The 18,419-nt window shown below is 61.1% G+C and carries 18 protein-coding genes; 12 read left to right on the top strand and 6 right to left on the bottom strand.

From position 1 onward, the window contains the following. Nucleotides 1-138 precede the first annotated feature (138 nt). The 10 genes from FEZ60_RS25990 to FEZ60_RS25945 are packed head-to-tail and all read left to right on the top strand — an operon-like array spanning nucleotide 139 to nucleotide 9,990. Entirely contained in the window at nucleotides 139-948 is an 810-nt protein-coding gene (locus FEZ60_RS25990) for an ABC transporter permease (protein ID WP_033234514.1), read from the top strand. Further along, a complete protein-coding gene (locus tag FEZ60_RS25985) occupies nucleotides 948-1,805 on the top strand; it encodes an ABC transporter permease (protein WP_033234515.1) in 858 nt (285 codons plus the stop codon). Before FEZ60_RS25990 ends, FEZ60_RS25985 begins: the two co-directional genes overlap by 1 nt. Before the next feature lie 3 nt (nucleotides 1,806-1,808). Further along, nucleotides 1,809-3,059, top strand: a complete 1,251-nt coding sequence (locus tag FEZ60_RS25980; RefSeq protein WP_172937408.1) for an MCE family protein — start codon at nucleotides 1,809-1,811, stop codon at nucleotides 3,057-3,059. Then, the gene (locus FEZ60_RS25975) at nucleotides 3,056-4,099 is read left to right on the top strand and encodes an MCE family protein (protein WP_172937407.1); all 1,044 of its coding nucleotides are present in this window, start codon (nucleotides 3,056-3,058) and stop codon (nucleotides 4,097-4,099) included. The genes FEZ60_RS25980 and FEZ60_RS25975 overlap by 4 nt, the downstream gene beginning before the upstream one ends. Then, nucleotides 4,099-5,154, top strand: coding sequence for an MCE family protein (locus FEZ60_RS25970; RefSeq protein ID WP_172937476.1), 1,056 nt, complete (start codon nucleotides 4,099-4,101; stop codon nucleotides 5,152-5,154). The genes FEZ60_RS25975 and FEZ60_RS25970 overlap by 1 nt, the downstream gene beginning before the upstream one ends. Then, nucleotides 5,151-6,248 (top strand): MCE family protein, encoded by a 1,098-nt coding sequence (locus FEZ60_RS25965; RefSeq protein ID WP_172937406.1) that lies wholly within the window; start codon nucleotides 5,151-5,153, stop codon nucleotides 6,246-6,248. Before FEZ60_RS25970 ends, FEZ60_RS25965 begins: the two co-directional genes overlap by 4 nt. After that, on the top strand, nucleotides 6,248-7,315 hold the full coding sequence (locus FEZ60_RS25960) for an MCE family protein (RefSeq protein WP_045069363.1): 1,068 nt from the start codon (nucleotides 6,248-6,250) through the stop codon (nucleotides 7,313-7,315). Before FEZ60_RS25965 ends, FEZ60_RS25960 begins: the two co-directional genes overlap by 1 nt. Beyond that, entirely contained in the window at nucleotides 7,312-8,532 is a 1,221-nt protein-coding gene (locus tag FEZ60_RS25955; RefSeq protein ID WP_172937405.1) for an MlaD family protein, read from the top strand. The genes FEZ60_RS25960 and FEZ60_RS25955 overlap by 4 nt, the downstream gene beginning before the upstream one ends. Continuing rightward, nucleotides 8,519-9,076 carry a mce associated protein mas1a gene (locus FEZ60_RS25950; RefSeq protein ID WP_172937404.1) on the top strand — a complete coding sequence of 186 codons (558 nt, stop codon included), beginning with the start codon at nucleotides 8,519-8,521 and terminating at the stop codon, nucleotides 9,074-9,076. The genes FEZ60_RS25955 and FEZ60_RS25950 overlap by 14 nt, the downstream gene beginning before the upstream one ends. An 8-nt stretch (nucleotides 9,077-9,084) precedes the next feature. After that, a complete protein-coding gene (locus tag FEZ60_RS25945) occupies nucleotides 9,085-9,990 on the top strand; it encodes an oxygenase MpaB family protein (protein ID WP_045069357.1) in 906 nt (301 codons plus the stop codon). 16 nt (nucleotides 9,991-10,006) lie between these two features. On the opposite strand, the gene FEZ60_RS25940 is transcribed toward FEZ60_RS25945, so the two are convergent. Further along, a complete protein-coding gene (locus FEZ60_RS25940) occupies nucleotides 10,007-10,789 on the bottom strand; it encodes an oxygenase MpaB family protein (RefSeq protein WP_172937475.1) in 783 nt (260 codons plus the stop codon). A gap of 147 nt (nucleotides 10,790-10,936) precedes the next feature. Between FEZ60_RS25940 and FEZ60_RS25935 the strand changes: the two genes are divergently transcribed. Next, complete coding sequence (locus FEZ60_RS25935) at nucleotides 10,937-11,557, top strand: TetR family transcriptional regulator (protein WP_052683598.1); 621 nt, start codon at nucleotides 10,937-10,939, stop codon at nucleotides 11,555-11,557. Between the two features lie 16 nt (nucleotides 11,558-11,573). Here the strand turns inward: FEZ60_RS25935 and FEZ60_RS25930 are convergent, their stop codons facing one another. Together FEZ60_RS25930 and FEZ60_RS25925 are read right to left on the bottom strand one after the other, a co-directional pair. Beyond that, nucleotides 11,574-12,266: a GntR family transcriptional regulator gene (locus FEZ60_RS25930; protein WP_172937403.1), complete on the bottom strand. Its 693-nt coding sequence runs from the start codon at nucleotides 12,264-12,266 to the stop codon at nucleotides 11,574-11,576. A 9-nt stretch (nucleotides 12,267-12,275) separates the two neighbouring features. Continuing rightward, nucleotides 12,276-13,418, bottom strand: coding sequence for an acyl-CoA dehydrogenase family protein (locus tag FEZ60_RS25925; protein ID WP_033234524.1), 1,143 nt, complete (start codon nucleotides 13,416-13,418; stop codon nucleotides 12,276-12,278). A 127-nt stretch (nucleotides 13,419-13,545) separates the two neighbouring features. Here FEZ60_RS25925 and FEZ60_RS25920 point away from each other — a divergent pair, with 127 nt between their 5' ends. Further along, nucleotides 13,546-15,054, top strand: a complete 1,509-nt coding sequence (locus FEZ60_RS25920) for an aldehyde dehydrogenase family protein (protein WP_033234525.1) — start codon at nucleotides 13,546-13,548, stop codon at nucleotides 15,052-15,054. Nucleotides 15,055-15,059: 5 nt separating this feature from the next. Here FEZ60_RS25920 and FEZ60_RS25915 read toward each other — a convergent pair whose 3' ends face one another. Genes FEZ60_RS25915 through mca form a run of 3 tightly spaced genes read right to left on the bottom strand, consistent with a single transcriptional unit; the run spans nucleotide 15,060 to nucleotide 18,278 of the window. Continuing rightward, nucleotides 15,060-17,069 (bottom strand): thioredoxin domain-containing protein, encoded by a 2,010-nt coding sequence (locus FEZ60_RS25915; protein ID WP_172937402.1) that lies wholly within the window; start codon nucleotides 17,067-17,069, stop codon nucleotides 15,060-15,062. A 19-nt stretch (nucleotides 17,070-17,088) separates the two neighbouring features. Beyond that, nucleotides 17,089-17,403 (bottom strand): hypothetical protein, encoded by a 315-nt coding sequence (locus FEZ60_RS25910; RefSeq protein WP_033234527.1) that lies wholly within the window; start codon nucleotides 17,401-17,403, stop codon nucleotides 17,089-17,091. A gap of 2 nt (nucleotides 17,404-17,405) precedes the next feature. Beyond that, nucleotides 17,406-18,278 (bottom strand): mycothiol conjugate amidase Mca, encoded by an 873-nt coding sequence (mca, locus tag FEZ60_RS25905; RefSeq protein WP_033234618.1) that lies wholly within the window; start codon nucleotides 18,276-18,278, stop codon nucleotides 17,406-17,408. Nucleotides 18,279-18,419: the final 141 nt, after the last annotated feature.

Here is an 18,419-nt window from a genome sequence, read left to right as displayed (position 1 = left end):
TTGCCGCACGCGAGTTGCTGTGAAATGATTCACACATAATCCGCCACGATCGCACCCCTGCACGTCGGCCCGTCTCGACGCCTGAACACACTCGACATCTTCAATGAAAGAACTTGAGCTGCAAAGGAATAGAACCAGGTGACGTACGAACTGCCAGCCTCGAAAGGCCCGGTACGAGACGTAGCGCTCGAGGGCGGCTACCTGATCGGATTCTCGGTGCAGGCACTGTTCGGCCTGTTCACGGCCATCATCCGCAGGCGGCTCTCGTTGCACGAGACGATAACTCAAACGCTCTTCATCGGCAGGGTGAGCACCGGTCCGTCCCTGCTGCTCATGATCCCGATCGGCGTCTTCATCGCGGTATCGGTCGGTGAGCTCGCGGGGCGAATCGGCGCAGGCGGTTACTCCGGTGCAGTTGTCGCGTTCATCATCGTGGGTCAGGCCGCAGCACTGGTGTGCGCGCTGATGATGGCAGGGGTTGCCGGATCGGCAATCTGCACCGATCTGGGCTCACGGAAGATCCGCGAAGAGATCGACGCCATGGAAGTCATGGGTATCGACGTCATCGAGCGTCTTGTTGCTCCGAGATTGGTTGCAGCGGTAGTTGTTTCCCTAGCTCTATGTTCCATGGTCACGTTCGGCGGAGTGATTGCGTGCTACCTCTACCACATCTACGTTCAGCATCTGCCTGCCGGAACATTCATGGCGACGTTCAGCCAGTACGGCCGGTCATCCGACTTTGTCATGGCCTTGGTCAAGGCCGCGATCTTCGGTATCGCTTCGACTTTGGTCGCCACCTTCAAAGGACTCCATGCCAAGGGCGGCCCCCGCGGCGTCGCCGATGCCGTCAACGAAGCCGTGGTCATCGCCTTTGCTCTGGTCTTCATCGCCAACACGGTTCTGTCCGCGCTGTATACCGTGATAGTTCCGGCAGTCGGTGAATTCTGATGTCGCTCGTCGATCTACGGATCAGAGCCCACCAGGCGAGCAGACCGCTGCGGACCGCTGCCGACGGTTTGGTGTCGCTCGGTCAGCATGTGACGTTCTACGTCCGTACAGTCGCGTCAATTCCGTTTGCCCTCACCAAGTATCGCAAGCATGTACTCGGCCAGATCAGCGAAGTCAGCTTCGGCACGAACTCGCTGCTGTCGGGCGGCGGAACTATCGGCATCGTGTTCGCGATGTCCCTGGCAGCCGCAATGATGCTGGGTGTCGAAATGCATCGAGGACTCGAACTCGTGGGCATGACCTCACTGTCCGGAATGCTGTCGGCCGTTGCCAACACACGTGAACTTGCGCCGGTTGTTGTTGCAATTGCGTTGGCCGCCAAGGTCGGAACGGGCTTTACCGCGCAAATCGGCGCCATGCGCATCTCCGACGAGATCGATGCCTTGGACTCGATGGCGATCAGATCCATCCCGTTCCTCGCCGGCACTCGGGTGATCGCGGCAATGATCTGCGTCATTCCGATCTACATGATCGGTCTGCTGGCCAGCTACCTGTCGACCCGCCTTGTCGTCGTGTTCTTCAACGGCGCATCGGCGGGAACGTACGACTACTTCTTCCACCTCGCGATCTCCCCACAGGATCTTCTCTACTCCGGTCTCAAAGCCGTGGTCTTCGCAGCCGTTGTGGCGCTGGTGCACTGCGCCTACGGATATTACGCCTCCGGTGGACCGGCGGGTGTGGGTCAGGCGGCCGGCCGCGCGCTCCGCACTGCAATCCTGGCGATCGGAATCCTGGACGTCATCATGACTTTCGGCCTGTGGGGTCTCGTTCCCCAAATCCCCGGAATGGGGGTCTGAGCCGTGGACAGACTTACTACGCGCACCAAGATGGCCTACGCACTGCGCGGCGCGGTGGCTATAGCGGTAGCCGTCGTCGCCGCAGTCGCCATGGTGTTGCGCGGCTCGGGCAATCTCGAACGCAGCACCGATGTGTACGTCGCGGTTCCTGCCGACGCCGGGTTGATCAGTGGCGAGGCCCCAGTTCGATACCACGGGGTCAATATCGGCCGCATCGGCGACATCGATTCGGGTACTACAGAATCGGTGGTGCAGCTGCAGATCGATACCGGTGAAGCGTCGAAGATCCCGGCAGACGTCGTGGCACGAGTAGTACCCCGGACATTTTTCGGCGACATCTACATGCAGCTTGTCGACAATCCGAATGCCCAGAGTCAGACAACGCTGTCGCAGGGCGACACCATCCCCATGGACACCGGTCCCGAAGCCGTCGCACTCTACGACGTGTACACCGAACTGGTGTCGGTACTCACCGCGATGCGCCCCGAGAAAATGCACACCGCTCTGACCGCGCTGGGTCAGGCCTTGGACGGGAACGGCGCCGAAATCGGTGCCACTATCGACAATCTCAGCGCCGCCTCGTCAGTGCTGACACCGGCGGCATACCAATTCCTCGATTCGACACCGGAATTCACGTCGGTTGTCGACGCATTGGACCGCGCAACTCCCGACATACTCGACACCCTGGCAGCGGCCACGTCAGTCTCCAACAGCATGGTCGCCAACCAGGAAAACCTCGAGAGATCGATGAGTGCGGCCGCGGTCTTCGCCGCGACGCTCGACAACTTTGTCGACGAGAACACCGGCAACATCATCACCGTCATCGACTCCACCGGAAAGATACTCGCAACAACAGCAGCCAACCCCGAAGGCCTACGCTCCACTCTGGCCAATGCCGGCGCTTTCGGCGCCGCCGGTGCGCGGGTATTCTCCACCGGAAAATTCAACATCACAGCAGTTCCCACGTTTGCCGATCCGCTTCCGTACACAGGCGAGGATTGCCCTCAGTACGTGGACGAGCGCGGCGCGCAGTGTTCGGGTACCAATCTGAGTTCGGGCACCAATCTGGTGCCGGTTACCGGTGGCGCTGAGGAAGCCTCAGCGCTTCTCATTCTCGAGGATCAGCTGGTCGGCAACCCGCCACTCGACAACACGCCACTCGACAACACGGCCGGCGAGGCCACCGCTCCCAACCCCGCAACAACTCTCATGTTGGGGCCGTTGGTCCGGGGTAACGAGGTGAGTATTCCGTGAAAATTCGGACCGCTCAGGTAGTTCGCTTGTCACTGTTCTGTATCACCGGGCTCGCGTGCGCGTCGTTCGTGGCAAACACGTTGTCGGTACCGGTTCGTGGGGACACCGCTTCCTATTCGTTCGAGTTCACGGACGTGGAGGGCTTGAATCCCGGTAATCCGGTGACCATGTCGGGTGTCCGGATCGGCAGGGTGGACTCGGTTGCGTTCGGCGACAACGGTGGTGGCACAGCCAAAGCGATCGTCGACGTGGAGATCGAATCGCAGTATTCTCTCGCGTCCGATGTTCGGGCTACCGTCCGCTACGGCGACATGTTGGGCGCCCGCTACCTCGCTCTGACTCACAATGACGGTGCGCAATCGGGACCAGCATCGGTGTCAGCGAGAACGCTGGAACCTGGTGGGACTGTTCCGCTGACGCAGACAACGCCCCCGATCAACCTGACCGCGTTGATGAACGGCTTCAAACCACTGTTTGCCGCATTACAACCCGAGCAGGTCAACACACTCACTCGGAGTTTTGTCGAAACGTTCAACGGGCAAGGCGGCGCGATCTCCGCGCTTCTCGACCAGATCGCCGTCATTACATCAGGTCTCGTCGACCGCCAAGATGTTTTTGCGCAACTGTTGACGAACATGAACACACTCCTCGCCTCCGTCGACGATCGCCAACCCGAAATGGTCAGCCTCCTTGACGGTTTGAACGGTCTCAGTACCTCGGTTGTCGAACAGAACGACCAACTTGCCACACTTCTGGATCAGGGAAACCGCACCGTCTCGTCGTTGGCTCAGCTGATGACCGGATCGAACGGATCTTTCGGCACGACGGTTGCGCAACTCGAAAATGTGACCGCCGGTTGGATTGCGAGCACCGACGAATTCAATCGACTTGTCGCGAACCTCCCCCAGTTTGCCGATGCCGCAAACAGGATCGGCAGCTACGGAAGTTTCATCAATCTTTATCTGTGCAATTTCACACTGAAGGCAGGGGACGTGGAAGCCAACATCTTCGGCGCAACACATTCGCCGGTGTGCTCATGATGTTTCTGGTCAAGCTGATCGACGTTTTTGTCGGCATCATGCTCTTTCTGTTCAAAGGGGACCGTCGCCAGAGCGGCAGCGGAACTGCTTTGGCGTTGGGCAGCCTCGGGATCTGTGTTCTGGTGGTCGGACTGGCTGCCGCGCTGGGTATTCCGAAACTCTGGTACAACGTTCGAACGTCGGCATACACAGCTGAATTTGCCAATGCCAGTGGCCTTTCCGACACCGACCCGGTGTACGTAGCCGGAGTTCCCGCCGGACGGGTGGATTCCATCGAACTTGCCGGAGACCACGTGATCGTCAGCTTCCGCCTGGACAAGGATCAACCGTTGGGCAACCAGAGCACCGCCACCGTCCGACTCAAGACCGTCCTGGGTAAGCGTTACCTCGAAGTGGTGCCTGCCGGTGTTGTGGACGACAACGACGGACGCGTCATCCCACTCTCGCGAACAACGGTGCCGTACAGCCTCGACGACGTCAGCGCCGACGCAACCCACGCGGCAACCGGCGTAGATCTGCAAGCGATGGAGTCGATGATGGACACTCTCTCGCAGGTGATTCCGACCGACTCCGATCAGGTCGGCCGAGCGCTGGCCGGAATCAGTGGTGCCTCCGCAGCCTTCGCACAGAACGGCGAGCAGATCGACCAAATCCTGACGATGTCGCGAGAGCTGTCGGACATGGCTGTGGCGCAGACTGATTCGATAGTGAACACGGCCGCAAACGCTCAGACCATCGTGCGCACACTTGCCATGCGCAAGGACGCCCTCACTCAACTCGTCGACAACCTGACGATCATCATCTCGAAGCTGTCCACTACGTTCACCGCACGCGAGGGCGAATTCGGAGCACTGACAGACAACCTGGTCGCCGTCACCACAACGCTGAAGAACAATGCCGATCAGATCGACCTGCTGATGACACGTCTTCCGTCTGCGTTGCGCTCGGTCACCGACGCCACCGGCACGGGCGACTGGACCGACGTCAACGCACCGGCAGCCGTGATCCCGGACAATCTGCTCTGCGCGCTCGGCATCATGGAGGGCTGCAAGTGAATCCACGAAAAGCCGTCACTGCCCTGCTCGTCGTGACCCTCGCGATCGCGCTGCCAGGCTGGTACATCTTCGGACGAACCGATCAGTCGAAGACCGTCTACGCCGATTTCAGTTACGTCGGGGGGATCTACGAGGGAAGCAAGGTCACAGTTCTCGGTGTCGGCGTCGGGACAGTCACGTCGGTCGAGCCCCGCGGAACATCGGTTCGGGTGGCGATGTCCATGCCGACCTCCGTGGAACTTCCGGCAGATGCGTCGGCGTATGTTCTCAATCCTTCGGTGATCAGTGATCGCCACATCGAACTCGGACCGGCGTACACCGGCGGAGACACTTTGGAAGACGGCGATCAGATTCCCGTCGAACGCGCACATTCCCCAATCGATTTCGACGGTTTGATGGGAAGTGTCAGCACCTTGGCCGAAGCGTTTGCGGGCGATGGCGGCAATCTCGGGGATCTTGTCAGTCGCGGTGCGGCCGGGTGGGCGGGCCAGGGCGATCAGTTCAACATGGCAATCCGAAACCTCAGTACGGCAACGGGAGTAGTCGGTGCTCGGTCCGAAGACATCGGCGCACTCGTCGACAACCTCAGCACCTTGATGGCCGCTCTCGACGCCCGGCAGGTCAGTCTCGACGAACTTGTCGGCGACTTGGGCCAATTGGGTGATCAGTGGTCGAGCCAGAACATGGACATCTCCCAACCACTTCAGGATTTGCGGGTGGTGTTCGATCAGCTGGAGCGCTTCATGACCACTCACGGCGACGACGTCGGTGCCATCGCCGGCAACGTTGCGGTCCTCGGCGACGTACTGGCGGCAAAACAACCGGGTCTCGCCGAATTCATGGACCTTGTGCCGTTGATGATGGCAAACCTGTCCGGCACCATCGGCCCCGATCAGCGTGGACGTATTCGACTCAATGTCTCGACAGCACTGACGCAATTTGCTGTGGCGCAACCGTTGTGCGAGACGTACAAGCTGCCGATCTGCACCGGTGCCGGCTTCACCAACCCCATTTCCTTCCCGCTCAGTGCGTCCGATCCGCTCGGAATCGCGTCTGCGGTATCCGGCGGCGTGGCCTCGGGAGGTGGCAACTGATGCGGCAGTCTGTTCGGATACTCACCGCAGTCGCGGCAGTCGGTGTTGGTTGCGCGGTGGTCTTTGCGTTCGGCGGTTGCAGCGCCGGAATCCAGGATCTTCCGTTGGGCCGCTCGGCAGACGGTGATGCGTACACCGTGGCAGTGCAGTTGGCGGGCGCTGACGGTCTTGTTCTGGGAGCCGACGTCCGCAGTGGTCAGAAGGTGATCGGACGGGTATCCGCACTGTCCGCAGACGTGGTCGGAGCCCGGGTGAGTCTGAGTCTGGACACTGCGACTCAGTTGCCGGACAATGTCGAAGCATCCGTCGAACTTCCCTCAGCGCTGGGTAATCCGTTCATTCGACTACTTCTGCCGGAAGTACCATCGAGTTCGGTGTTGAGCGACGGTGACACCATTCCGGAGTCCCGCACCGAGATCGGCCCGCAGGTGGAAAGTGCACTCGCGACACTCGGGACAGTTCTCACCGGGAGCGGCATCGACCAACTCGATACCGTCGTGAGAGAACTCAACACTGCGTTCTCCGGCCGGTCCGGTGAGGTGCGCTCCCTGACCGATACTCTCACCTCCCTCATGGCGGAAGCCAGTAGTCATCAGGACGAGTTCAACGAGGCCGTCGATCTCGCCGCTCGGGTCTCCTCGCAGCTCGCCGGACAACGCGAGATCATCGACAACTATTTGGATTCCGTCCCTCAGGTGGTGTCGATTCTTGTCGGTCAGAAGGATCAGATTTCCAGCCTGTTGAACTCGACGGTTCAACTCGCCGTCAACGCGAACACGATTCTCGACTCCTCTCCGGGCGGGTTCGACAGCATGCTCAAGGATGCGTCGACCGTTGTCGGGACTCTCGATTCGTTCAACTCCGAGATGGGCCAGACACTGGCAAATATGAACGGAATGCTCGAAAGTTTCACCTATGCGGTGCGCGGCGACTACCTGATGTTCGACGGCGCCCTCGACATTCCCGGCACGATCGACAAACTCTGGACCGGTGGGATGGCCGGCGGCGCAGCAGCTATCGCGGCGCCCGGAACTCTGACCGATCTTCTGCAGGGAGGCCGACGATGAAACGTCTTGCGCTCGTGCAACTTGTCTTGTTTGCGCTCACCGCTGCCGTCGTCATTCCGTTCGGCATCGTCTACGTCGTCGGTCCACAAGGTTTCGGAGATCACATCCGGCTTCACGCCACCATGTCCGACGCTTTCGGCCTGACCGCGGGAACGGTGGTCACGTACCGCGGGGTGCAGGTGGGAAAGGTCAGCGAGGTTGCTCTCGACTCGAGTACCCGTTCCGCTCGCGTAGAGCTCTCGCTCAACGAAAACGCCGAGATACCCGCCGACAGTGTTGCCAAAGTGACGATGGGAACTGCCGCCGGAATTCAGAACGTGGACATCTATCCCAACACCGATCAGGGACCTTACCTTCAGGACGGCGACGAGATCGCGATGCCGGCGGATCAACAGCCGGTTCAGATGAGCCAGTTGATGCTTCAGGCGTCGGATGTGCTCGAGGGTCTCGATCCGCAGGCGATCAGCGACATCGGAACCGAATTGGGAAACTCGTTCAACGGACTCGGCCCAAGTCTGTCCACGATGATCGAGAACGGTGGGACGCTGTCCGCACAGTTGAACGATCAGTCCGCGGAACTCGCGGCGCTGCTCTCACGCACCTCGACCTTGGTTGATTCCATGTCAACACAATCGGATTCGTTTGTCCGCGGGATGTCGGCTGCCAAGAACTTCACCGAGCAACTCGATTCCAACGCGCCGGTACTGATCTACCTCACCGATCATTCACCGGCAGCGTTGAGCAGTGCACAACAGTTGTTCGACCAGTACCACAACACTTTTGGATCCGTGTTGGCCAATCTCGTGACAGTTGCTCCGATCATCTCCGACCGCACGGATGCCCTGGAAACGGGATTGGTCACGATCCCTCGAGGCCTCGCGGATCTGGCTTCGATCGTGAAGGGTGATCGCGCCGATTTTGCGCTGGTCGCCACACAAGGACCGGTATGCAACTACGACACTCCCAGGCGCGAAGTCGGTGATCTCTCCCCCACCAGCCCGAACCTCGCGATGTACTGCCCACCGGCCGATGATCTGGTCCAACGCGGAGCGCGGAATGCTCCGCGACCGAACGATCTCGGATTGCAGAATGCCACCATCCCCGGCACGCCGATCGGCCCGCCGGTTGTCGATGATCCCATTCTCATTCCGACCGGCGTAGACGCACTGAACTATTGGAGATCGATGTTGGAAGGACTGGGAAATGGCACCCGCTGAAAGCACACTGATGGAAACGACCGAGCAGGAATCGGGCGACCAGCCGGACCGTCCGTCGTTGCTGCGACGCCTGAAGACGCCGCGCACCGCCCTGACTGCCGTGTTGGCTCTGGCACTGGTCGCAGCAGTGGCGGCGTGGGGATTTCAGATGTATTCGGAAAGCCAGGACAACACTCTGCGCCAGGAAGCTCTCGACACTGCCGGCGAATACTCGGTCATCATGTCTTCCTTCGATTACCAGGATCTGGACGCGAACAAGGACTCGATTGCCTCCATGTCGACCGACGAGTTTGCCGGTACTTACCGAACCATGGTCGATTCGCTGCGCGATGTCGTCGCCGGCGGGCAGGGGCAGGCAACCGCTACGGCGGCACACGTAGGTATCGAGTCCATGGACAGTTCATCGGCAACAGTTCTGGTGTTCGTCGATCAGGAAGCCAAAAATGTTGCTGCGCCGCAAGGGAATGCGCAGAAGTATCGGATGGTCATCTCGATGGTCCGGTCGAACGACCAGTGGCTCGTCAGCAACGTAGAGACGAAATAGGAGGGTCGATGCCCACTCATTACCTGGATTCCGAACAGACCGAGTCGTCACTTCGAACCGATCAGACGCGAATCACTATCACCGGCCTGCGCCGGCGGTGGGCCCGGAAACCTGCTCACATCACCGATGCGCTCGACTTCTGGTCGTTTGCCGGCGCCGCCGCCAACGTCGTCCTGCAACTCGGCTGGCCGGAAGTGGCGTACGGCGTCATGGAAAGCAAGGTCGAATCAGGTGCTCTGACGGCACATCCGTGGAAACGCGCGCGGACCACCACGCAATATCTGACTGTGGCGATTCTGGGTAACGAGGAAGAGCGTCTGGCGTACCGCGAAGCAGTCAACTCGGTGCACCGGCACGTACGGTCAGATGCAAACAGCCCGGTCAAGTACAACGCCTTCAACCGTGAACTCCAATTATGGGTCGCGGCTTGCCTGTTCATCGGATTCGAAGACAGTCACCAGTTGCTGCACGGTGTGATGTCCGAAGAACAAGCGGAGTCGTTCTACCAATCCGCCTCTACTCTGGGAACCACTCTGCAGGTCACCGAAGAGATGTGGCCGGCCACGCGCGCGGATTTCGAACGGTACTGGAACCTCGGCTGTGAACGTGTGATCATCGACGAACGCACCAGCCGGTATCTGAACGATCTGATCGACTTACGCATGATTGCCTGGCCACTGCGCCTGGTGTTTCGAAACCTGCTGCGATTTCTGACAATCGGGTTTCTTCCCCCGATCTACCGTGACCAACTCGGACTCGAGTGGACCGAGGACGACCGTCGACGCTTCGAACATCTCTTCATCTTCGTGTCCTTCGTCAACAGATTCATACCTCGATCGATCCGACAGGCAGGCAACACCATTCAGATGCGCGACCTCCGTCGCCGGATCAAGCGAAGCAAGAACCTCGTCTGAACTGTGGACTGTCCCGTCACACCAACGGAATCCCCTTGACAATTCGACGACGCAGATCCCACAGGTAGAAGTTGTACGGGAACATACGAACAACCTTCGGGGTAACTCGATTGACTGCCGCCGCGACGCGCATCGATCGGTCGAATCCGCGCTGCCTCCGTTCGGACCACGGGAGGCGCATTTCGTCCCGGAAGGATTGCGGCAGGAATCCCGTCGTGAGAAAGCGATTGAGCGGGCCGACCAAGGGATGCAACAGCTTCGGGGTGAAAGTAGCCGATGCGATCCCGTACAGGTGCTCACGGATCGTGTCGTCGATGCTGACCTTGTTCAGGTTCTCGTTCCAGTATTCCTCGAATGCGTCTCGATCCACCGGCCACATGTCGCGGCGCATCTGGAGGGTGGTGCCAAAACTTGAACTACGTTGATAGAAGGCGTCCTGGGTTGCGGGGTCGAGATCTCCGTACAGTGCCTTGTAGACGTCCTCAAAGCCGCGGTACAGGCAGGCAGCAACCCACAACTGGAGTTCGGGGTCGAACGCGTTGTACTCGACGGCACTGTTCTCGTCCGAACGGACATACTTGTGTGCCCCGTTGACTGCGCGCCGGTAGTGCTTCTTCTCGTCCTCGGTGGCGAGGCTTGCCACCGCCAGGTAGGTCAGCGTTGTGCGAGTGCGCTTGACCGGATGACGGTCCAACCTGCCGGTCTCGACCTTGCTCTCGTACACGCCGTAACCCACCGCGGGGCGCGCAAGTTGCATGATCACGTTTGCGCCGGCGGCCAACAGTCCCAACCCGGACATCGCCTTCTCGACCTCAGCATCGATGTCGATCGAATCTCTACTCACCGTCACGGCATTAACCCCTTCGAGTCGGATATCTGCGAACGCGTGTTCTCAGATGAGTGAAGCGCTGAAACCTCACGATGTCAATAGCTTCGAGATGCCAAGATGGTCTACATGAATGACCAACCGCGTTTGTACGGTGGCGTCGACGGCGCCCTCCGCGTCGCTGCGCGCCGCGAGACGCTGATCGAAGCCGGGCTCGAACTGATGGGATCAGCCGAACCCGAACTGACAGTGCGTGGGGTGTGCAAACAGGCTGGTGTAGCTGCCCGGTACTTCTACGAGAGCTTCACCGACCGCGACGCCCTGATCTCCGCGGTGTACGACACGGTCATCACGGATATCGCCGTCTCCACCCAGGCAGCAGTGGACGCGGCCGACGCCGAACGAGACAAGGCAGTGGCGGCCATAGCCAACATCGTCCGCACCGTTGCCCGCGACCCAAGGCGCGGGCGACTACTCTTCTCGAGCGCGCTCACAAGCCCGCTCCTCGTCGAGAAACGCCGGGCGTCGACCACGATATTCATCGGTCTCCTCGCCGCCAACGCCAAGAGCTTCTACCGACTCGGCGACAGCGGCCAGCTGACGCTGACGGCAACCTTCCTGGTCGGCGGCCTCGCTCAAACGCTGAGCGCATGGCTCGACGGATACATCGACGTCACGGAAGACGAACTGGTTGCCGAATGTGCGGCGATCCTGCTCGCTCCGGCAATGCCGCCGTCCTGAGGGCCCTACTCGAAGCTCAGTCCCAGAGGCCGATGTTGTCGAGGTGGGCGAGCAGACGAGCGGCACCGTCGGAGAACTGAACTCGCATCTGCGCGTCCACTTGCTCGAGGTCTCGTTTCTCGAACGCCTCGATCAACTTGTCGTGGCTCGACACCGCAAGCTCACCCCAGCCCGCGTCGGTCGCGTACAGCCGCGCCGGGGTGTAGCGGATTGCACCGAACAGGAACCACGCCAATTTTGCCCCGCCCGCGGCAAGATTGATCAGGCGGTGAAATTGGAATTCGCACTGCTCGATCGCAGCAGCATCCGACGCGTCGACCGCTGCCCGTAAATCGGCATTGAGCTCGACCAACTCTGCAAGCTGGTCAGCGGTGATCTTGTCAGCGGCCCGCAACGCCAATTTGACCGCAATCTGCCCCTGCAACCAGAAGATGTCTTCGATGTCCTGGCGACTGAGCGGCGATACCAGATAGCCACGGTGGGGAACCAACTCGACCATCCCCTCGCCGCGCAACGCGACCAGAGCCTCCCGAACTGGCGTGACGCTGACCCCGAGGTCGGCTGCGGTTTCGTCGAGGCGAACGAACTCGCCCGGACGAACCTCCCCGGACATGATGAGGTTGCGAACATGGTTCGCCACATCCTCGGACAGCTGTGGCCGTCTCCTCAGCTCAGACGTCGCCCTCCGAGTGCGTGCAGACGTTGCCACAACCGATCCTCACAGTCCGTACGTTTTGCCGATGATGTCTCGCTGAATCTCGTTGGTACCACCATAAATGGAAGACACCAGAGTCTTTCGCACATGATGCTCCATGTCGAATTCCGTGGCGTAACCGTACCCGCCCATCATCTGCATGCCCTCGAGCGCAACCTTCTTGGCGGTTTCGGTGAGCTTCAGTTTTGCCATCGACGCCTCGCGCGGGAACATCTTCGTCGGATTGGCGTCGACCATCCTGGCGACGCTGTAGACCAGCAGTCGGCCGCATTCGATCTCCGTAGCCAGATCCGCGACGCGGTGCCGAAGCGCCTGGAACGAACCGACAGGACGCCCGAATTGCTTACGGGTGGTGATGAATTCGAGGGTGTCATCGAAAGCCCGCTGCGCCGTTCCGAGCATCATCGCCGCCAGGATGAGCCGTTCGATATTGAGCCCCGCCATGAGTTGACGCCAGCCGTTGCCGACCTCGCCGACCACAGCGTCGTCAGGCAGCAGGACGTCGGTGAAGTAGAGGTCGTTGACCTCCTTGCCGCCCATCGTGTCGATTCCGCTGATCTTCAGGCCGGAAATATCTGCCGGAACGTGGAACATCGTCAGGCCCTCGTGCTTGCCCTCACCTCTCGACGTACGCGCGACGAGCAGGATGTTCTCGGCGAAGTGCGCATTGGAGCACCACGTCTTCTGTCCGTTGATCAGCCATCCACCGTCGACCTTCTCGGCACGGCAACTCAAGTTACCGACGTCCGAGCCCGCCTCGGGTTCCGACATCGAGATCGACTGCGAAGCCCCTCGGACGATGCCGCCGAGTACCGCTTCCTTCTGCGCCGGACTGCCGAACTTCTCGTACGCCGCCCCCGTGATGACCGTCGGGCCGAGTCCGCCGATCGGCGCCATCCCCTTGGCCGCTTCCTCGAGGAAGATGCACAGGTCAACCGTGCTGCCGGCCGATCCGCCGTACTCCTCCGGCACGGTCAGTCCAAGCCATCCCAGTTCCGCCATTTTCTCGTAGTACGCCTGATTGTGGTTGTGCGCTCCGTGATCGGTCAGCAGGTCTCGCTGCTCGCGCGTACCGCTTTCCTTCTTGCAGAACGCGGCCACCGACTTGGCAAAATCAGACTGCTCCTGCGTGAAATCCATGTGCATCGAAAACTCCCGGGTGAGAAATGGCTGGAGGCTTGTCGGAGCTCCGTCCGACGCATACTGTGACTACCAGCACAGTAAATCACATCACATATATGTGATGCGTCGACTCCTGGAGGATCTGAGAAATATGACCGAACAGCTCGGCCGACACAGCACGTCCACAGATCCGACGTCAGGCGATCCCACCTTCGCGAGCCTCGACCCTCGCGATGACACCGTGATCGCGCAGTACCCCGTCGCCGATCAGCAGGCGGTCGACAAGGCCGTGGCCGCAGCACACACCGCAGCGGCGTGGTGGGATCAACTCGGTTTTGCAGGGCGAAAGAAAGTCCTCGGTGACTTCCGGGCTGCCATTGCCTCCCATGCGGATTCGATGGCGTCGATCATCTCCACGGAAACCGGAAAGCCGAGCGACGACGCGCTACTCGAAGTGATGTTGGCAGTCGAACATCTCGACTGGGCCGCCCGCAACGCACAGAAGGTGTTGCGCCGCAGACGCGTCGGTGCAGGCTTGATCAGCGCCAACCAATCCGCTTCCGTCGGCTATCGGCCGATGGGCGTCGTCGGTGTGATCGGTCCGTGGAACTATCCGCTGTACACACCGATGGGGTCGATCGGCTACGCACTGGCCGCCGGAAACGCCGTCGTCTTCAAGCCAAGCGAACTCTCACCAGGCGTCGGCGTCGAACTGGCTCGGCTGTGGAACCTCGCCGCACCCGGACACCCTGTCCTCCAAACGATTACCGGCGACGGCAAGACCGGCGCACTGCTGTGTTCGTCCGGGGTGAACAAGATTGCGTTCACCGGTTCGACGGCCACCGCAAAACGCGTCATGGCTGCCTGCGCCGATACCCTGACTCCCCTGGTTGCCGAGTGCGGCGGCAAGGACGCCATGCTGGTGGATTCCGACGCCAACCTTGATGCCGCCGTAGCCTTCGCGGCATTCGGTGCGGTCGGCAACGCCGGGCAAACCTGCGCCGGTGTCGAGCGCATCTACGTCGCCGCCCCGGTCTACGACGCCTTCCTGTCGAAACTCACTGCGGCGCTGCGCGATGCCCACGCCGGTTCGACCTACGGCCCCATGACGCTGGGCAAGCAGACGGCGATCGTGCGAGGTCAGATCGAAGACGCGCTCGGCCGAGGAGCCAAAGCTGTTCTCGGCGGCCTCGAGTCCTTCCGTGGCCCGTTCATAGACCCGATCGTCCTGACCGACGTACCGGAAGATTCCACCGCGGTCACCGAGGAAACGTTCGGACCGAGCGTCGTGGTGAACAAGGTTGCCGACATGAACGAAGGCATCGAGCGCGCCAACGCGTCGAAGTACGGATTGGGCGCGTCGGTGTTCACGAAGAGCACATCGAAGGGGCGGGCAATTGCCGAGAAACTCGAATGTGGTGTGGTCACCGTCAATTCGGTTCTCGGATTTGCCGGAATCGCCGCCCTCCCGTTCGGCGGTGTCGGTGATTCCGGATTCGGCCGCATCCACGGGGCAGACGGACTGCGCGAGTTCAGCAGCGTCAAATCGATGGCAGTTCAGAAGTTCAGCGCACCACTGGATCTACTGACCATCGAGCGGAAGGCGCGCGACATGAAGATCTCGCGCTGGATGTTGGCAAAGCGGCACGCCAAGTCCTGACCCGCTCAGTGCGCCAGCGCAAGCGCCAAGCCTGCTTCGTCTGTGACCGGGCGGTCACAGACGAAGCCTCGGCAGACGTAGGCCGCTTGAGCGCCGTCGACCAACGGCCGATCTGCCAGCAGCGGTGAGGAATCCGGCTCACCTGCGACGATCACGGCGCCGCCGGGGGCGAGGCGACGGGCCGCGTCCAGCAGATCACCGTCACCCACAACAGCTACCTGGATCGGCCCGCGCAGCGACGCTTCCGCCACCGCAAGCCAATGCCCGGCCGAGCGCGGAGCACGCTCGAGCGGCAACGATGCGCGTGCAAGGGAGTCGGATACGGCTTGGGCATAGCGGGAGGCGCGCTCGGGTTCGGTGAGCGCAGCCGCCGTCAACAGCGCCTCCGTGACAGTTGACGCTCCCGACGGTGTTGCGCCGTCCATCGGATCGCGGGGTCGGGTCACCAAGCTTTCGGCAAAATCTGCTGTGTCGAACCAACTTCCGGGCTCGGCTGGGTCGGCAAAATGATCGAGAGTGAGGTCGAGCAACTGCCGGGCGGTGTCGAACCACTCCGATTCCCCGGTTGCCTGGTACAGCGCGAGGAGTCCGGTGGCCAGGGCTGCGTAGTCCTCGAGGACCCCGGCCGGCTCACCGACAACGCCACCGAGAGATGCGCGGCGCAATCTGCCGTCAACGAGATGCAGGCCGAGAAGGGTGTGCGCGCACACCCGTGCAGCGTCAATCCATTCGGGTCGATTCAGTGCAAGCCCGGCTTCCGTCAAGGCGGTGATGCTGAGCCCGTTCCATGCGGTCACGACTTTGTCGTCTCGGCCAGGCTGCGGACGGTCTTTTCGCACTGCGCGCAGTGCGTCGGAAACCTTCTGCCAGCGCGAGCAATCGTCGGGATCGCTGAGCAACTGCAACACCGATGCACCTTCTTCGAAGGTTCCGTCGTCGGTGACGCGGAACAACTCTGCCGCCCACCGTCCGTCGTCCTCGCCGAGCGCATCGATCAGCTGGCTGGGCGTCCACACATAGGTCGATCCTTCGACGCCGTTGGTGTCCGCGTCCAGAGCCGAAGCGAAGCAGCCGTTTTCGGTTCGCAGATCGCCGAGAATAAATCCTGCGGTTTCCTCCGTGATGCGGGCTGCCAACTCGGAACCCGTCCGACGTACCCAGTGCGCGTAGAACCGGAGCAGCAACGCATTGTCGTAGAGCATCTTCTCGAAATGCGGAACCACCCACTCCGCGTCGACGGAGTAACGGGAGAAACCGCCGCCCAACTGGTCGTAGATGCCGCCGCGCGCCATGGCTTCACCAGTGCGCTGCAGTCCACCGAGAATATTGTTCGAACCGGTCCGCTCGAACTGCCGCAGCAGTCCTTCGAGCAACGCGGACGGCGGAAACTTCGGGGCGCCGCCGAAACCGCCGCGGGGCAGGTCCTCATCCACCAATACTGCCTGGCCCGCTGCGTCGAGGAGCGCGGCATCGATCGGCGCACCGCTGTACGGGATTCCACCCGACGCGCGCGCCAACTCCGTCACGATCGACGACGCAGCATCGTCGACCTCGCCGCGACGGTTGGCAAATGTCTCGGCAATCGCTTCGAGAAGCTGTATGAACGAAGGCATTCCACCGCGCGGCGCCGGCGGGTAGTACGTGCCGCAGTAGAACGGCGAACCGTCAGGAGTCAGGAAACACGTCATCGGCCAGCCACCCTGACCGGTCATCGCGACCGTGGCATTCATGTAGACGGCGTCGATGTCAGGCCGCTCTTCGCGGTCCACCTTCACACAGACGAAGTTGTCGTTCATGACCGCCGCGATGTCGCCGTTCTCGAACGATTCGTGGGCCATCACGTGGCACCAGTGGCACGCCGAGTATCCGATCGACAACAGAATCGGCACGTTACGTTCGCGTGCCCACTCCATGGCCTCCGGCCCCCACTGCTGCCAGTGGACCGGATTGTCGGCGTGCTGACGAAGGTAGGGACTGGTGGACGCACCCAGATTGTTCTTCATCCGTGGGTCCATGTGCCCTACCTCGCTCGCGTCAGGAATCGTGCTTGGGAGTCTTCTCGGCTGATGCGTCGCCGGCATCCGTTTCCGGCGTGGCGATCGCACCACGATCCGTTCCTTCATCCAACTGCTGATCGGCTTCCGGGTGTTCGGGTTCGAAAGTTTCCGGCAACTTCTTGAGCTGACGGTTCATCGACACGACCAACAGGATCACACCGATGAACAATGCCAAGACGACAACCAGTCCGACCGGCGACGACTTGCCGAACTCGGGCCCGGAGGGGTTACTCGGGCTCTGTGCAAGCAATTGTGTTGTGCCGATTACCAACTCGGCGGATAGTGCATTCACTTTCAGACGTCCTCTTCAAGACCTGCGAACAGGTCGGTTTCCGGGATGGACGTAGAAACCCGCGTCTTCGCGAGTTCGAATTCTTCTGTGGGCCAGATCTTCTGCTGAATATCGAGCGGCACCGCAAAGAACGAACCATTGGGGTCGATCTGCGTCGCATGCGCACGCAAAGCGTCGTCGCGCTGGGGGAAGTAATCGCCGCAGGCGATCTGGGTGGTGACCCGGACCATCATGTCACCGCGCTCGGTCTTCCACTTCTTGAGCCAATCCGCCATGGGGAACGGCTCGCCGCGGCGCTCGTACTCCTCTTGGAAAAGTTCGAGACGCTTACGGATGAAGCCGTGCGAGTAATAGACCTTCTTGATCTCCCACGGTTCGCCGTCCTCGGGATGATATTCCGGGTCGGCAGCCGCTTCGTACGCAGCCATCGACACCTCGTGGCACCGAATGTGGTCGGGGTGCGGGTATCCACCGTTCTCGTCGTACGTCGTGATGACGTGTGGACGGAATTCGCGGAACACCTTGACGAGTGCGCGCGTCGATTCCTCGAGCGGCACCAGCGCAAAGCAGCCCTCCGGAAGCGGCGGCAACGGATCACCCTCGGGCAGGCCCGAGTCGACGAAGCCCAGCCAGCGGTGCTTGACGCCCAGAATCCGCGCAGCTTCCGCCATTTCTTCCTGGCGCACCTCGCTGATGCGGTCGCGGACGCCGGGGACATCCATGGCCGGGTTGAGAATGTCGCCACGTTCACCCCCGGTGAGCGTCAGGACCATCACTTCATGGCCTTCGGCTGCATAACGGGCGGTGGTGGCCGCACCCTTGCTCGACTCGTCGTCGGGATGGGCATGGACGGCCATGAGCCGGAATCCGCTCACGTGTTCGTTCACCTCAACTTCACCTGTAGCCGTTACCGGCGTCTGCTCCGAACTCTTGCCGTCAAACCTACCGGCAGCGCCAGTGGGCGCGTCCTCTATAGTTCCACCCGAGAGTTCCTGATGCAGCCATGACCCCAGTCC

The organism is Rhodococcus sp. MS16 (genome assembly GCF_013277795.1).
Taxonomy (GTDB): Bacteria; Actinomycetota; Actinomycetes; order Mycobacteriales; family Mycobacteriaceae; genus Rhodococcus_F; species Rhodococcus_F globerula.
This window is presented reverse-complemented; position numbering and strand designations above follow the sequence as displayed.

Excerpts from the sequence above, each read along its gene's own strand:
- FEZ60_RS25925 (WP_033234524.1), bottom strand. The coding sequence starts at position 13,418 with ATGCACATGGATTTCACGCAGGAGCAGTCTGATTTTGCCAAGTCGGTG.
- FEZ60_RS25970 (WP_172937476.1), top strand. The coding sequence starts at position 4,099 with ATGTTTCTGGTCAAGCTGATCGACGTTTTTGTCGGCATCATGCTCTTT.
- FEZ60_RS25935 (WP_052683598.1), top strand. The coding sequence starts at position 10,937 with ATGGTCTACATGAATGACCAACCGCGTTTGTACGGTGGCGTCGACGGC.
- FEZ60_RS25955 (WP_172937405.1), top strand. The coding sequence starts at position 7,312 with ATGAAACGTCTTGCGCTCGTGCAACTTGTCTTGTTTGCGCTCACCGCT.
- FEZ60_RS25985 (WP_033234515.1), top strand. The coding sequence starts at position 948 with ATGTCGCTCGTCGATCTACGGATCAGAGCCCACCAGGCGAGCAGACCG.
- FEZ60_RS25915 (WP_172937402.1), bottom strand. The coding sequence starts at position 17,069 with ATGGACCCACGGATGAAGAACAATCTGGGTGCGTCCACCAGTCCCTAC.
- FEZ60_RS25950 (WP_172937404.1), top strand. The coding sequence starts at position 8,519 with ATGGCACCCGCTGAAAGCACACTGATGGAAACGACCGAGCAGGAATCG.
- FEZ60_RS25940 (WP_172937475.1), bottom strand. The coding sequence starts at position 10,789 with ATGTCCGGGTTGGGACTGTTGGCCGCCGGCGCAAACGTGATCATGCAA.
- FEZ60_RS25920 (WP_033234525.1), top strand. The coding sequence starts at position 13,546 with ATGACCGAACAGCTCGGCCGACACAGCACGTCCACAGATCCGACGTCA.
- FEZ60_RS25960 (WP_045069363.1), top strand. The coding sequence starts at position 6,248 with ATGCGGCAGTCTGTTCGGATACTCACCGCAGTCGCGGCAGTCGGTGTT.
- FEZ60_RS25945 (WP_045069357.1), top strand. The coding sequence starts at position 9,085 with ATGCCCACTCATTACCTGGATTCCGAACAGACCGAGTCGTCACTTCGA.